Origin of the sequence: Blautia segnis (assembly GCF_014287535.1) — a bacterium.
Taxonomy (GTDB): domain Bacteria; phylum Bacillota; class Clostridia; order Lachnospirales; family Lachnospiraceae; genus Blautia_A; species Blautia_A acetigignens.
In genome coordinates, this window is the sequence record NZ_JACOOT010000003.1 from 1 (window position 1) to 14,488 (window position 14,488).

The window sequence follows — 14,488 nt, forward strand, 5'->3', positions numbered from 1 at the left end:
GCAGAGGTGGTTGCAATGAGTATATTTGAATATGACCGGGAATGGGAAGAAGAGATTTTACGAAAAGAAGAATTTGAGGCCGGGAAAGAAATGGGAAAAGAGCTTGGAGAAAAACTTGGCAAGGAAGAAGAACGGAAGAATACAGAAAAAGAACGCCACCGCGCAGACTCAGAAAAAATGCGCGCAGATTCGGAAAAAATACGGGCTGACAATGCAGAAAAGGAACTTTTGCTTCTGAAAGAAAAACTTGCTTTGTTGGAGCGGAAGTAAGGTGTGACATTTGAGTTTATAGAACCAGGGAATGACAGTGGTGAGACTGATGGATTCCCTGGTTCTGTTTTACGGATGTTATTGATAAAAGTGCTGCACGAAACGTAAGAACTGTTTTACGTGGGGCTTGAGGATGCGGTTTTTGCTGTAGACGATGTAAAAGGTACGCATGGCCTTTTCGTGGTTCAGAGGGAACATGAGAATCTGGTGTGTGGCAGCCAGGTCCTGGGCGGAGCAGGCGGATAAAATGGAGATGCCAAGTCCTTCTGCCACAGACTTGCGGATGGCTTCCAGATCGTTCATTCGTGCCACAACATGCAGACTGGTATCCGGAATATTATGGGATTCCAGATAACGGTCAATTTCCTTTTTGGTACCAGATCCGCTTTCCCGCATAATAAACGGCTCATCCAGAAAATCAGAAAAATCCAGAGTACCAAGATCTGCCTTTACCTGATATTTCAGGTAATGCTCATTCACAGGCGTGGCAATTACCAGTTTGTCCGTTCGAAAAGGAATGAAGCAGCAGTCTGGTTCCTCGAAAGTATTTCCCACAAGTGCCAGATCCACGCTTCCGTCCAGCACCCTGGACACGGCCCCCAGGCTGTCCGACTGCCAGGAATGGAAATAGACATCCGGAATCTGACAGGTAAAAGCACTGAGAATCTCCGGAAGCAGATAAGAGGAAGGAATGGTGGAAACTGCTAGATCTACAATCTTTTTATTGATTCCAGTAAATTCTTCTATAATATTGCTGCGCATATTCAGAATGTTGGAAGCACAGTCATAAAGCTGAAGTCCTCTTTGGGTGATGGTCAGCTTCTTGGTGGTGCGGATCAGCAGCCGGGAGTTTAGTTCCTGCTCCAAGGACTGGATGTGTGCACTGATGGTAGGCTGGGTCAGATTCAGCTGCCTGGCCGCTTCGGAAAAGCTTTTATTTTCAACTACAGCCACGAAGGCTTCTAATTGTTTAAATTCCATAGAGTTATGAGTGCGAAGATCTCGCAGTCCTTTCCTAAAATTAAATATCCAGAATTTTCTTTAGCCCATCAATTGCCGTATCCAGTTCTTCCTCTGTATTTTCTGGTCCAAAGGAAAAGCGGATGGTTCCGGCAGGATAGGTGTCAAGCGTTTTGTGGGCGTTAGGGGCGCAGTGCAGCCCAACTCTTGTCATAACACTGTATTCACTATCCAGTCTCCAGGCAACCTGTGCCAAGTCCTGCTCTGGCGTCTGAATGGAAACAACAGCAGTTCGATCCTGCAGATCATTCTTTCCCACAATACGGATATGCTTTCCGGTATCATCAAGTTCCAGCAGTTTTTCCAGAAAATATCCGGTCAGCTTCATTTCCCTCTGGTACAGCTGTGCCATATGAGTTTCAAAATTTTCCTCTCCGTTTTTCAAAAATAAAAGTGCCTGATGCAGTCCATAGATTCCCGGAAGATTGGGCGTTCCGGATTCAAAACGATCCGGCAAAAAATCCGGGATTTCTTCTGTATGGGATACGCTTCCCGTTCCTCCGGAAATCAGCGGTTCCATTAATTCTGCTATTTCCTGTGTAACCAGAAAGCCCCCTGTGCCTTGAGGCCCGCGAAGCCCTTTATGACCGGTAAAAGCCAGGGCATCAATGTGAAATTTCTCCATATCAACAGGCAGAATCCCGGCTGTCTGAGCAGTATCTACAATGAAAAAAAGGTAATGCTTCCGGCAAATTTCCCCAAGTTCTGCCAGGGGCATGCAGGTTCCGCAAACATTGGAAGAATGAAGGGTGACGATGGCTCTGGTGTTGGGGCGGATCAAAGGTTCCACCTGTTCCGGGATCATAGAGCCGTCTTCTCTGCAAGGAATACGATCGAAAGTAATTCCATGGGAGGTCAGCTGCACTACAGGACGCATCACCGCATTGTGTTCCATGGCGGAAACTAGAATGTGATCACCCGGTTTTAGAAGTCCTTTCAGGATAAAATTCAGGCTGGTGGTGATATTGGGGGTAAAGATCACATTTTTACATTTTGGAAAATGAAACAGCTGGGCGAGAAGCTGGCGGGTTTCATAAATGACCTCTTCTGCGGAGTATGCGCTGGAATAGCAGCCGCGGTTTACGTTGGCTCCGTTTAAAGTCAGGTAATCCATCATGGCCTGGGCCACCCCAGGCGCCTTTGGAAAAGAGGTGCTGGCATGATCGAGATATATGCGGTTCATAGTGACGAAATCCTTTCTTGAAAGTTTTTATTTGTATCCTATCATACCATAATCTATCGAAAATATCTATAAATACACAAAATAATCCCCCATAATCAATTAGAGTTTTCTGACAAAAAATGTTAAAATAAAGGAAAGAGTTGACACTTGTACAAGGAGGAAAGAGTATGAAAGAAAGTTTGTCAAAGAAAGAGACGCCTATGATCATTGGAGCGGGCGTCATCATTGGAATCATTGCAGTGGCTCTGGTCTATTTCGGAAACCCTGCAAATATGGGTTTCTGTATTGCATGTTTCCTGCGTGATACCACAGGTGCCCTGGGATTTCATTCCGCAGCGGCAGTGCAGTACATACGTCCGGAGATTGTGGGACTGGTTCTTGGTTCCTGCATCCTGGCCCTTGCAACCAAAGAATTCAAGCCAAGAGGCGGCTCTGCACCTGTCACCCGTTTTGTCATTGGAATGTTCGTTATGATCGGATGCCTGATGTTCCTTGGTTGTCCGTTCCGTATGATCCTTCGTCTTGCAGGCGGTGACTGGAACGCCATTTTTGGGCTGATTGGATTTATTGTTGGAATTCTGGCTGGCGTATTTTTCCTGAAAAAAGGATACACTCTGAAACGTTCCTATAAGATGCAGCCGGTTGAGGGTGTCATTTTCCCGGTCGTGGAAATTGGAATTCTGGTACTTCTGATCGCGGCACCTGCATTTATTCATTTCACAGAAGCAGACGGCGGCCCTGGCGCAAAGCATGCGGCAATTGCCATTTCCCTGATTGCAGGACTTGTAGTTGGTGCCCTGGCACAGAGAACCCGTCTTTGCATGGTTGGCGGTATCCGTGATGTAGTTCTGTTTGGAGAATGGAAGCTGCTTCTTGGATTTGTTGCAATTCTGGTAAGTGCCCTGATCGGAAATATGATTCTTGGATATTTCCATCCTGGATTTGCAGGACAGGCAATCGCGCACACAGATGGTCTGTGGAATGCACTTGGAATGGCACTGGCTGGATTTGGCTGCGTGCTTCTTGGCGGCTGCCCACTTCGTCAGCTGGTACTGGCAGGAGAAGGAAATACAGATTCCGCAATTACTGTATTTGGACTGATGGCTGGCGCAGCTGTGGCTCATAACTTTGGGCTTGCTTCTTCTGGCGAAGGCCCTACAGCAAATGGAAAGGCAGCAGTTATAATTGGATTTGTTGTGCTGTTTGTGATCGCGGCAGTTAACTCTGCACGTAAGGCAGAGAGTTAAAAGGCAATAAAGTCCAATATGACCTTGGATCAAAATCCTGTCAACCAATACAGATAAGAGATTATTCAGTTGAAACGCAGCAGAAATTTCATCTTCAAAGAAAGGGGATTTCATTTATGAAAACAGTAGACGCAAGAGGCCTTTCCTGTCCGGAGCCTGTGATCCGCACCAAGAATGCTCTGGCATCCGGGGAAAAGGCATACACCGTAATGGTAGATAACGTAACCGCAAGAGAGAACGTATCCCGTTTTGCCATGCATCAGGGATATCAGGTTTCCTGGAAAGAGGACGGGGAAGATTTCATTCTGACCCTGGAAAAATAATGGAAGACTATATTGCCACATTTTTTTCCCATTTCGGAGCGATGGCATTTAAGAAAAAATGTGACAAAGAAGGCTACCCGGCTGTGATCATGCCGGTGCCGAGAAATTTAAGCTCCTCCTGCGGAACCTGCGTGAAATTCACCGGAACCGCAGAGAAAGCCCGGAACTGGAACTCAGATGAATTAGAACAGCTGGCCCAGGTTCTGGAAAACGGAACCTTTCAGGTAATCTGGCATAGCTAAAAAAAAGAGAAGCAGCGCGCCCTCTATCATCTTTTACAAAGTGATAGAAAGGCAGCGCTGCTTTGTGGTTTATGGGTATATTTGCATATCCATATAAAGTTTGCTAGAATGGAAACCAATGAAACGAAATCAGAAAGAAGGTGTATCTTTGAAAGAAACAGAGAAATCCAACTATGACCAGGTAATCGAGAACTGGCGTCTGAAATTCCTGGAAATGGATCAGGAGAAACTGACCCGGAAGTTTCATCTGGAGGCGGACGAAGAGGCGCTGTATATCGTATATTTTTCCAGGAAGCTTCGGATCGACCGGAAGAGCGGAGTGATTACGGATCAGGGGGTGCATCCGGGCTTTGACACCGTGATGAATATTTACAACACCTTTTATTATGCATCCGAACATCCCGTTGCATCTGGAAATCTGGTGGCCTTCCGCCAGGTAAAAAGAGTGTATCCTTTCGAGGCTGCCTACCGAAGAACTATCATTTCCAAACTGCAGACCATCTTTTCCGGGAAAACACAGGAACTGAAAATGGCATGTGAAGCCCTTGGCGGCACGCCGCTTCCACAGGGAGATGTAGGTTATATGCTGCCTGTTTTCCCGTTTTTAAACATAGCCGTTCTTTTCTGGGATGGGGATGAGGAGTTCGATGCCCAGGCAAACATGCTGTTTGATTCGGAAATCACAGAGTTTATGCATGAAGAAAATGTAGTCTGTGTGGCAGCTGATGCAGTCTATTATCTGACCCTGGCAGCAGGCCTTCCCGGGGAAAAAATTTACGCAGAGTAATAAAATCCATCCAACCTTACAAAATCGTAAGTTTCCCACCGCATTTTGTAACCTGATTCGATGGCAGTGACCTGATTTTTTCACTATACTGTCAGACATAGTAAAGAAAGAGAGGACATAAAACATGCCATTGCTTGAAGTTACAAACCTGAAGAAAATATATACCACCCGCTTCGGCGGCAATAAAGTACAGGCCTTATCCAACGTAAATTTCTCCGTGGAAAAAGGAGAATTCGTTGCCATCATGGGAGAGAGCGGTTCCGGAAAAACCACCCTTCTGAATATTCTTGCGACTCTGGATAAGCCAACCTCCGGAGAGATTCTTCTGGACGGAAAAAGCCTGGTGCACATTTCCGACAAGGAGGTTTCCGCATTCCGAAGAAAAAATCTGGGATTTGTATTCCAGGATTTTAATCTTCTGGATACCTTTAGTTTAAGAGACAACATTTACCTTCCGCTGGTGCTTGCCGGGGAAGATTACCGGGAAATGGCACAGAAAATCCGCCCCATTGCCCAGGCCCTTCACATTACCGAGCTTCTGGAAAAATATCCCTATGAGGTATCTGGCGGTCAGAAGCAGCGCTGCGCAGTGGCAAGAGCACTGATCACAAACCCACGGCTGGTGCTGGCAGATGAGCCGACAGGCGCCCTGGATTCCAAGGCAGCCAATGCTCTTCTGAATGTATTCGGAGAAGTAAATAGGCAGGGACAGACTATTCTTATGGTTACGCACAGCGCACAGGCAGCAAGCCGGGCTTCCAGAGTCCTTTTCATCAAGGACGGTGAGGTATTCCATCAGATTTACCGAGGGGAAAAAACAAAAGAAGAAATGTACCAGATGATTTCCGATACTCTTACCATATTGATGACAGGCGGTGAATATCATGCGTAATGGACTTTTTGCAAAGCTGGCACTGGTAAACATAAAGAAAAACCACCAGACCTATGTGCCTTACATTCTGGCGAGCCTGTTCGATGTGGCAATGCTGTATATGATGCTGTTTATCAACAATAATGCAGGAATGAAAAGGATCCGCCATAGTGGGGATGTGCTGATGATCACCAGCATGGGTGTGGGAATTATCATTATTTTTTCCTTTATTTTTCTTCTGTACAGCAACAGTTTTCTAATGAAGCGAAGACAGAAGGAACTGGGACTTTACAATATTCTGGGTCTGGAAAAAAGGCACATCAGTATTGTGATGAGTATGGAAACCGTGATTACTTCTTTGATCAGTTTAGCAGGAGGAATTCTTGTAGGAATTCTGGGAAGCAAGCTTGTCCTTTTGCTGCTTCTGAAGCTGATTCGGCTGCCGGCTGCGTTTGGATTTGAAATAGGCATTCAGGCAATCATCACTTGTCTGGAAGTGTATGGCGTTATATTTGCAGTGATTCTTCTGGTAAACATACGGAAAGTATATAAGGCAAAGCCAATTGAACTTCTTAAGGCAGAAAATGCAGGAGAGCGGGAACCAAAAGCAAAGTGGCTGATGGCCCTGATTGGATTTATCTGCCTGTTTGCAGGATATTATATTGCAGTTACCACGGAATCCCCTTTGTCTGCCCTGGCACTGTTTTTTGTTGCCGTCTTGCTGGTTATGGCAGGAACCTATCTGCTTTTTACAGCAGGAAGCATTGTAATTCTGAAAATCATGCGCTGGAACAAGAAATTTTACTATAAGGCAAAGAATTTTACTGCCATTTCCGGTATGCTTTACCGAATGAAGCAAAATGCGGTGGGACTTGCAAGTATCTGTATTTTAAGTACCGGCGTGCTTTTGATGGTATCCACTACGGTATGCCTGAATTCCGGAATTGATGACATTATTAATCTGCGCTGTCCATCAGATGTGAGCGTGATGTACAAAGCGGATTCAAAGGAACAGCTGGAAAATATCAGAGCGAAGCTTTTGCAGGAAATTGAGGATCAGGCTTCTTACGAAAAATTAAATACGGAAATTAATTTTTCCAGCACTCTGGTTAAAGATGGGAGCGGCAACTGGAGATTTGAAAAATCAGATGGGAGTACCTTTTCCGAACTTCAAAACCAGCTGGAGACCCTTACCGTTGTTCCCCAGGAGGAATATTCCAGAATTACCGGTGAAGAAATTTCTCTTGAACCCGGTGAAGTCCTTGCTTACAGGGATGGAAAAGCAGGTGAAGATGCTCTGGAAATTCATGACAGCGTTTACCAGGTAAAAGAATGGCTGAAGGATTATGAATATGTGGGAGATAATTTTTCTTCCATGGATTCCATTAAGCTGATTGTAAATGATGAAGATTTCCAGAAGCTATATGAGGAACAGGCCGAGGCTTATGGAGGCGTTTCTTCTATGGCGTCCATGGAGATGGATGTTTATCTTAATGGAACAGAAGAGGAAAAAGAGGCTGATGCGTCGAAAATTCGTGACCTTGCCATGGAATTTTTTGATGGACAGAAGGAAGCGGGAAATCTCCCGGCAGAAAGCTATTGTATGACCTCTGTGCGGTACGAACTGTATGAAAGCTTCTACAGCTTGTTTGGCGGAATTTTGTTTCTTGGAATTTTCCTTGGCCTTTTGTTCTTAATGGGTGCAGCCATGATCATTTACTACAAGCAGGTTTCCGAGGGCTATGAGGATAAAGACCGTTTTGAAATCATGCAGAAGGTGGGTATGACCCACAAAGAGGTGAAATCCTCCATTCACAGACAGATCCTTATGGTATTTTTCCTTCCGCTTGGAATGGCGGCTCTTCATATTGCTATGGCATTTCCTATGGTAAAAAGACTGTTGGCGCTGTTCAGCATGACCAATATTGGTCTGTTTGCAGGATGTACGGTGATTACCATTCTGGTATTTGCTGTGATCTATGGAATTATTTACGGGCTTACAGCCAGAACCTATTATAAAATCGTAGAAAGAAGATAAGGGCAGGGTTGTATTTACCAGTGTAAAGTGTTACAATGAGATAGCCTGGGAGGCAAAAGAATGCTTCCCAGGCTATTTATGCGAAAAAAGCCTGACTGGTATTTCTAAAAAAGCAGACAGGCAGAAGAAACCGGAGGAAATCTCTCATGAAAAAAGAGAGCTTTAAGCAGGGAATTACAGATGGAATCCCCATTGCCCTGGGGTATCTGGCAGTTTCCTTTACGTTTGGCATGATGGCGGTGCAGGGCGGACTTACCATCTGGCAGGCAGTTCTGATTTCCCTGACCAATCTTACGTCAGCGGGACAGTTTGCGGGACTGGACATTATTATAGCAGGAGGCTCTCTGTGGGAGATGGCACTGACTCAGCTGATCATCAATTTGAGATACTGCCTGATGTCCTTCTCTCTTTCCCAGAAGCTGCGCAGGGATGAGCCCTGGGGACACCGCTATGGAGTGGCTTTTGGCGTGACAGACGAAATTTTTGGTGTCAGTGCCAGCAAGCCTGGCAAGGTCAGTGCTTTTTACAATTATGGCGTGATGAGCGTGGCTATTCCAGGCTGGACATTTGGCACCCTGCTTGGAGCGGTTTCCGGCAGTCTTCTGCCTGATTTTATTATGAGCGCACTTAGCGTGGCAATTTACGGAATGTTCCTGGCTGTGATCATTCCTCCTTCCAAGAAAAACAAAGCGGTGTTTCTGGTAGTGCTTGGAGCCATGGCAGTGAGTGCACTGTTCGCCTGGGTTCCGGTTTTATCAAAGGTATCATCCGGATTTGTGATCATTATCACTACCATTCTGGTTGCCGGAATTGCGGCTGTGCTTTGCCCGGTTGCAGAAGAAAACGAGAAGGAGGAAGCTCATGAAGCCTAATGTTTATATTTATATACTGGTTATGGCGGGAGTGACATACCTGATCCGTATGCTTCCCCTGGCATTGGCGAAGAAGGAGATTACCAATCCTTTTGTAAAATCTTTTCTGTTTTATGTGCCTTATGCCTGCCTTGCAGCGATGACCTTCCCGGCCATTTTGTCAGCAACGGCAAGTGTGGTCTCTGCTGTAGCCGGATTTATCGTAGCGCTGATCGCAGCCTACAGAGAAAAAAGCCTGCTGACCGTAGCCCTTTGGGCTTGCGCTGCAGTATTTATTGTAGAAAGAATAATGGCCTTTGCGGCGTAAGCATTTTGCAGTGCTTACGGTTCGCAAGGGCCATTTCTTTTCCGTATTTATTCTCCAAGAAATCCTAAATCAATTTCTCCGTCAAATACAGTAGTTGCCGGACCGGTCATGTAAACCTGATCGTCGCTTTCATCCCAGAAAATATTCAGGTCGCCTCCAAGAAGCTTCACAGTAACCGGCTGATTCCTGTCAACCAGTCCGTTTAAAATAGAAGAAACCGCAACTGCACAGGCTCCTGTACCGCAGGCAAGTGTTTCGCCGGAACCGCGCTCCCACACCCTCATCTGGACAGTGTGACGGTCGATTACCCTGACAAACTCTGTATTCACACGGTCCGGGAAGTTCACATGAGATTCAAAAGACGGTCCGATTTTCTCAATATCCAGTCCGTCTACATCATCCATGTAGACAATGGCATGAGGATTTCCCATGGAAACAGCTGTGAAACGGTAGGTCTGTCCGTTCACTTCGATCGGTGCATCGATCACCTGCTCATCCTCTGAAACAACAGGAATGAGAGATGCCTGAAGAATTGGTGCCCCCATATTTACCTTTACCATGCTGACCTTGCCGTCGCGGATGGAAAGATCCAGATATTTCACGCCGCTTTTGGTGGCAACGCTGATGCTGGTCTTGTTTACAATGCCGTAATCGTAGGCATATTTGGCAACGCAGCGGATTCCGTTTCCGCACATGGCACCCTGGGAACCATCCAGGTTATACATATCCATCTCACAGTCTGCAATGTCAGAGGGCTTGATCAGGATCAGCCCGTCAGAGCCAATGCCGAAATGGCGGTCACTTACAAACTTCGCCACCGCTGACGGGTCTTTCACAGTTTCTTTGAAGCAGTTCACATATACATAATCGTTTCCGATACCATGCATTTTTGTAAATTTCATAATAATTACCTCCTTGTATCCGGCGGGTAAACGCCTTGTTTTTATACTCCTCATCACGTGTCTCTATCTTATCATACCACAAGTCTGTTATGAAAAAGTGAATTTTTCCAAATTTTCTCAGAAAACAGGAAGCAAAAAAATAAGGAATCTTATGGAAAGTCTTGCATTTTTCACAAAAGCTGATAAAATGGGGGAAAGATAGATGAATGAATATGCGGGAACTATGCATAATTATTCCTGCATACAATTAAGAGGAGGAAAAAATATGAAAAAATTAACAGCTTTAGCACTTGGCACTGTAATGGCAGTTTCCATGACAGCTGGCGTATCCGCTGCAACTGTCGAGTCCAAGGATGACCTTAAGAACGCTACCATCGGCGTACAGCTTGGAACCACCGGTGATATTGAAGCAAGTGAATATGAGAAAGACGGCGCAACTGTTAAGCGTTACAGCAAAGGAAGCGAAGCAATCCAGGCACTTCTGGCAGGACAGATCGACTGTGTGATCATCGATTCCCAGCCAGCTCAGAAATTCGTTGAGAACGCAGACGGACTGAAAATCTTAGACGAGCCATTCGTAGAAGAAGAGTATGCAATCTGCCTGAAGAAAGGCAATGACGAGCTTCTTGACAAGATCAACGGAGCTTTAGAGGAACTCAAAGAAGACGGAACCGTTGATGATATCATGAATAACTACATCGGTGACAACATTGGTGAGACACCATATGAGTCCCCGGAAGATGTTGACCGTTCCAATGGAACACTGATAATGGCTACAAACGCTGAGTTCGAGCCATATGAATACCGTGAGGGTGACGCCATTGTAGGTATTGATGCGGATATCGCACAGGCAATCTGCGACAAGCTTGGATATGAGCTTGAGATCGACGACATGGAATTCGATGCAATCCTTGCAGCTGTACAGTCCGGAAAAGCTGACTTCGGTGCTGCCGGAATGACTGTTACAGAGGACCGTCTGGAGAGCGTTGATTTCACAGACACCTATGCAAACGCAAGCCAGGTTATCATTGTAAAAGCTGACTGATAGAAGAAATACAGTATAAGCTGCCCTGATCATGAGTCACCCTGAACGGCAATCCGCGAAGAACTGCCCCGGGGTGGCTCATCTGGTGTTATTGAATGCTGTGAATTCTGTTAAAGTAAAAAGGAAAAAAATATGTTTGAAAAATTTGGACACGATTTTTATATCAATTTTATAAAAGATGACAGATATACTTGGCTTCTGGATGGTCTGAAAAACACCATGATCATCACTGTATTTGCCCTTCTCATTGGTATCTGCATCGGTTTTCTTGTTGCGATCATCCGTTCCTCCCATGACAAATCCGGGAACTTCAAGATTGCAAATGCGATCTGCAAGGTTTATCTGACTGTCATCCGCGGTACCCCGACCGTCATCCAGCTGCTGATCATGAACTTCGTTGTGTTCGGATCTGTCAGCGTCAATGAAATCCTGGTAGGAAGCCTGGCGTTTGGTATCAACTCCGGTGCATACGTTGCGGAAATCGTCCGTTCCGGAATCATGTCCATTGACCAGGGACAGACAGAGGCAGGACGAAGCCTTGGACTTAATTTTACCCAGACTATGCGTCTGATCATTATTCCGCAGGCGTTCAAGAACGTGCTTCCTGCACTGGTAAATGAGTTTATCGTGTTGATCAAGGAGACATCCATCATCGGCTACATCGGAATGATGGACCTGACCAAGGGTGCTATGCTGATCCAGAGCCGTACCTACAATGCATTTATGCCTCTTCTGGCAGCGGCTGCAATCTACCTGATCGTGGTCATGGTACTGACCTTCTTTATGAATAAACTGGAGAGGAGACTGAGAACCAGTGAGCGTTGATAAGAGCAAAGTTTTGATCCAGGTACAGGATCTGAAGAAAGCATTTGGAGCAAACCAGGTACTGGATGGAATTTCCACAGATATCTGTCAGGGCGAGGTTGTTGCCATTATCGGACCTTCCGGTTCCGGAAAATCCACCTTCCTTCGTTCTCTGAATCTTCTGGAAGTGCCCACAGGCGGCAAAATCCTGTTTGAGGGAACGGACATTACTGATCCCAAGGTTGACATTAACCGTCACCGCCAGAAAATCGGAATGGTTTTCCAGCAGTTTAACCTGTTTCCACACAAAACTGTAAAGCAGAACATTATGATGGCACCGGTTGCCCTGAAGCTGATGACCAAAGAAGAGGCATCTAAGCGTGCTGATGAACTTCTTGCCCGCGTAGGACTTCCGGACAAGGCAAATGCTTACCCGGATATGCTTTCCGGCGGACAGAAACAGCGTATTGCCATTGCAAGATCCCTTGCCATGAACCCGGATGTGATGTTGTTTGACGAGCCAACTTCTGCGCTGGACCCGGAGATGGTAGGCGAGGTTCTGGAGCTGATGAAAGAGCTTGCCAAAAGCGGCATGACCATGGTGGTGGTTACTCACGAGATGGGATTTGCCCGTGAGGTAGCAACAAGGGTTCTGTTCATTGACGATGGAAAAATTCAGGAGCAGAATTCCCCTAAGGAATTTTTCGAAAATCCAAAGAACCCGCGTCTGAAGGAATTTTTATCCAAGGTTCTTTAAATAAACAATAAAAAACGGCAGCCATGCATTCCCTTATGAAATGGGAAGATGTGTGACTGCCGTAATTTTATTCAGGCATTTTTCTTCATTTCTTTGTAACAGTATTTGATGATCTCTTTACGTGTTACGATTCCGATAAAATGATCCTGGTCATCGATAACCGGAACAAAGTTCTGGTTGATGGCCCGGTCCAGAAGATCCTCCATATCACAGTCAACATGAACCGGCTTGTAGGTGGCTCTTCGCTGGATCGCCATAACCGGGATGTCCTCAGCACTCTTCATATCTGTAATGTTCAGATTCTTCATGCCCCAGAGAAGGTCTCCCTCGGAAATGGTTCCTACATATTTGCCCTCTGGATTCAGAATAGGAATACAGGAGAACTTGCGGTGCTCCATTTTCTCAATGGTCTGACGCAGGGTTTCATTCTCGAAAATGTAGGCAACATCATTTTTCGGTGTTAGGAAAAAAAGTATATTCAATTTTAATCCCTCGTTTCGTTGATGGATTTACAGAAGCGGAATTCCGTTCTTTGCAGCTTCCTCCTGTATTTCCTTAGGCCACAGGGAAACATGTACCTCACCGATGTGAGCCTTGCGCAGGAAGAACATACAGATACGGGACTGTCCGATACCGCCGCCGATGGTGTATGGAAGCTCCTTGTTCAGGATGGCTTTCTGGAATGGAAGCTCTCTTCTGTCATCGCATCCGGCTTCTGTAAGCTGTTTGTCAAGTGCTGTTTCGTCTACACGGATACCCATGGAGGAAAGCTCAAGGGCAATGTCCAGTACCGGATAGTATACCAGAATATCACCGTTTAATTCCCAGTCATCGTAGTCCGGGGCACGTCCGTCGTGGCGCTCCCCATTGGACAGCATCTTGCCGACCTGCATAAGGAAAACGGCACCTTTTTCTTTGACGATCTTGTATTCTCTTTCCTTAGGAGTAAGGTCCGGATACATGTCTACAAGCTCTTCTGTGGAAACGAATGCAATCTCTCTTGGAAGGATCTCTTCTATGTAATCATACTGTACAGCCATGTATTTCTCGGTCTTTCTAAGAACGCTGTAGATGGAGCGGACAGTATTGATCAGTGTTTCCACGTTTCTTTCTTCCTTGGAGATGATCTTCTCCCAGTCCCACTGGTCCACATAGATGGAGTGGATGTTGTCTACGTCCTCGTCGCGGCGGATGGCAACCATATCGGTATATAATCCCTCGCCCTGGGCGAAGCCGTATTTCTTCAGTGCGTATCTTTTCCATTTCGCAAGGGAGTGGACGATCTCGGCATTGCCTTCCATATTCTTGATATCGAAGCTTACCGGGCGTTCCACGCCATTTAAGTTGTCATTGAGGCCGGAGCTTGGGTCTACAAATATAGGTGCGGAGACACGCAGAAGGTTCAGCTTCTGGGCAAGTGTCTGCTGGAAAAAGTCTTTGACAGTTTTAATTGCTACCTGAGTATCATGGAGATTAAGGTCTGCATGATAGCCCATAGGAATTTTCAATTGTTCCATGGGAATCCTCCTTGTTGATGTTGGTGGAGCATGTCTGAGTTGCAGACAGGCTCTAGAGCCTGCCCCCAAAATCATTCCTGCAATCTGCACCCCCCCACTTTGCGGGAGATTTTGCCCGAATTCAGTTGCCGTAGCCCGCTACGGCGCCCTCATCCGGACAAAATCTCCCACAAATTGTGACGCACATCTTGCAGAAAGCCTTTTTCAAACATGCTCTAATCTTGGTTTATTATAACAGGTATTTTCCCAGTTGGCAATTTACACCTTGCAAGAAATATATAAAAAAGATACAATAAAGAAAAG

At 45.9% G+C, this 14,488-nt stretch carries 18 protein-coding genes and 1 pseudogene; 13 read left to right on the plus strand and 6 right to left on the minus strand.

Annotated features, from left to right (window positions below):
* Window positions 1–270: pseudogene (locus H8S54_RS00715) on the plus strand (hypothetical protein); the annotation flags it as partial.
* 78 nt (window positions 271–348) lie between these two features.
* On the opposite strand, the gene H8S54_RS00720 reads toward H8S54_RS00715, so the two are convergent.
* A complete protein-coding gene (locus tag H8S54_RS00720; protein WP_021925325.1) occupies window positions 349–1,251 on the minus strand; it encodes a selenium metabolism-associated LysR family transcriptional regulator in 903 nt (300 codons plus the stop codon).
* 40 nt (window positions 1,252–1,291) lie between these two features.
* Window positions 1,292–2,473 carry an aminotransferase class V-fold PLP-dependent enzyme gene (locus tag H8S54_RS00725; protein ID WP_021925326.1) on the minus strand — a complete coding sequence of 394 codons (1,182 nt, stop codon included), beginning with the start codon at window positions 2,471–2,473 and terminating at the stop codon, window positions 1,292–1,294.
* 167 nt (window positions 2,474–2,640) lie between these two features.
* Here H8S54_RS00725 and yedE point away from each other — a divergent pair, with 167 nt between their 5' ends.
* The 8 genes from yedE to H8S54_RS00765 all read left to right on the plus strand — a co-directional run bounded on the left by yedE (window position 2,641) and on the right by H8S54_RS00765 (window position 9,160).
* Window positions 2,641–3,720 (plus strand): YedE family putative selenium transporter, encoded by a 1,080-nt coding sequence (gene yedE / locus H8S54_RS00730; RefSeq protein WP_021925327.1) that lies wholly within the window; start codon window positions 2,641–2,643, stop codon window positions 3,718–3,720.
* 116 nt (window positions 3,721–3,836) lie between these two features.
* Window positions 3,837–4,043 (plus strand): sulfurtransferase TusA family protein, encoded by a 207-nt coding sequence (locus H8S54_RS00735; protein ID WP_021925328.1) that lies wholly within the window; start codon window positions 3,837–3,839, stop codon window positions 4,041–4,043.
* Window positions 4,043–4,285 (plus strand): DUF3343 domain-containing protein, encoded by a 243-nt coding sequence (locus tag H8S54_RS00740; RefSeq protein ID WP_021925329.1) that lies wholly within the window; start codon window positions 4,043–4,045, stop codon window positions 4,283–4,285. Before H8S54_RS00735 ends, H8S54_RS00740 begins: the two co-directional genes overlap by 1 nt.
* A gap of 118 nt (window positions 4,286–4,403) precedes the next feature.
* The gene (locus H8S54_RS00745; protein WP_117850871.1) at window positions 4,404–5,072 is read left to right on the plus strand and encodes a DUF3786 domain-containing protein; all 669 of its coding nucleotides are present in this window, start codon (window positions 4,404–4,406) and stop codon (window positions 5,070–5,072) included.
* A 124-nt stretch (window positions 5,073–5,196) separates the two neighbouring features.
* Window positions 5,197–5,964, plus strand: coding sequence for an ABC transporter ATP-binding protein (locus H8S54_RS00750; RefSeq protein WP_117850869.1), 768 nt, complete (start codon window positions 5,197–5,199; stop codon window positions 5,962–5,964).
* Window positions 5,957–7,981, plus strand: coding sequence for an FtsX-like permease family protein (locus H8S54_RS00755; RefSeq protein ID WP_186900699.1), 2,025 nt, complete (start codon window positions 5,957–5,959; stop codon window positions 7,979–7,981). The genes H8S54_RS00750 and H8S54_RS00755 overlap by 8 nt, the downstream gene beginning before the upstream one ends.
* Before the next feature lie 146 nt (window positions 7,982–8,127).
* Window positions 8,128–8,853 (plus strand): AzlC family ABC transporter permease, encoded by a 726-nt coding sequence (locus tag H8S54_RS00760; protein WP_117850864.1) that lies wholly within the window; start codon window positions 8,128–8,130, stop codon window positions 8,851–8,853.
* Window positions 8,843–9,160 (plus strand): AzlD domain-containing protein, encoded by a 318-nt coding sequence (locus H8S54_RS00765; protein WP_021925334.1) that lies wholly within the window; start codon window positions 8,843–8,845, stop codon window positions 9,158–9,160. Before H8S54_RS00760 ends, H8S54_RS00765 begins: the two co-directional genes overlap by 11 nt.
* 47 nt (window positions 9,161–9,207) lie before the next feature.
* Here the strand turns inward: H8S54_RS00765 and dapF are convergent, their stop codons facing one another.
* Entirely contained in the window at window positions 9,208–10,062 is an 855-nt protein-coding gene (gene dapF, locus H8S54_RS00770) for a diaminopimelate epimerase (RefSeq protein WP_021925335.1), read from the minus strand.
* Window positions 10,063–10,327: 265 nt separating this feature from the next.
* Between dapF and H8S54_RS00775 the strand changes: the two genes are divergently transcribed.
* The 3 genes from H8S54_RS00775 (at window position 10,328) to H8S54_RS00785 (ending at window position 12,668) form a co-directional block, all read left to right on the plus strand.
* Window positions 10,328–11,107: a transporter substrate-binding domain-containing protein gene (locus tag H8S54_RS00775; protein ID WP_186900700.1), complete on the plus strand. Its 780-nt coding sequence runs from the start codon at window positions 10,328–10,330 to the stop codon at window positions 11,105–11,107.
* 132 nt (window positions 11,108–11,239) lie between these two features.
* The gene (locus tag H8S54_RS00780) at window positions 11,240–11,932 is read left to right on the plus strand and encodes an amino acid ABC transporter permease (RefSeq protein WP_021925337.1); all 693 of its coding nucleotides are present in this window, start codon (window positions 11,240–11,242) and stop codon (window positions 11,930–11,932) included.
* Window positions 11,922–12,668, plus strand: a complete 747-nt coding sequence (locus H8S54_RS00785) for an amino acid ABC transporter ATP-binding protein (protein ID WP_021925338.1) — start codon at window positions 11,922–11,924, stop codon at window positions 12,666–12,668. The genes H8S54_RS00780 and H8S54_RS00785 overlap by 11 nt, the downstream gene beginning before the upstream one ends.
* A 71-nt stretch (window positions 12,669–12,739) precedes the next feature.
* Here H8S54_RS00785 and H8S54_RS00790 read toward each other — a convergent pair whose 3' ends face one another.
* From H8S54_RS00790 to H8S54_RS18715, 3 genes are all read right to left on the minus strand, one after another.
* Window positions 12,740–13,150, minus strand: coding sequence for a CBS domain-containing protein (locus tag H8S54_RS00790; protein ID WP_021925339.1), 411 nt, complete (start codon window positions 13,148–13,150; stop codon window positions 12,740–12,742).
* Between the two features lie 27 nt (window positions 13,151–13,177).
* Window positions 13,178–14,185 (minus strand): aspartate--ammonia ligase, encoded by a 1,008-nt coding sequence (gene asnA / locus H8S54_RS00795; protein ID WP_117850862.1) that lies wholly within the window; start codon window positions 14,183–14,185, stop codon window positions 13,178–13,180.
* 121 nt (window positions 14,186–14,306) lie between these two features.
* The gene (locus tag H8S54_RS18715; protein WP_306557327.1) at window positions 14,307–14,360 is read right to left on the minus strand and encodes a DUF6783 domain-containing protein; all 54 of its coding nucleotides are present in this window, start codon (window positions 14,358–14,360) and stop codon (window positions 14,307–14,309) included.
* Here H8S54_RS18715 and H8S54_RS18720 point away from each other — a divergent pair.
* Complete coding sequence (locus H8S54_RS18720; protein WP_334298034.1) at window positions 14,337–14,420, plus strand: DUF6783 domain-containing protein; 84 nt, start codon at window positions 14,337–14,339, stop codon at window positions 14,418–14,420. The two genes, H8S54_RS18715 and H8S54_RS18720, sit on opposite strands and share 24 nt — an antisense overlap.
* Window positions 14,421–14,488 lie beyond the last annotated feature (68 nt).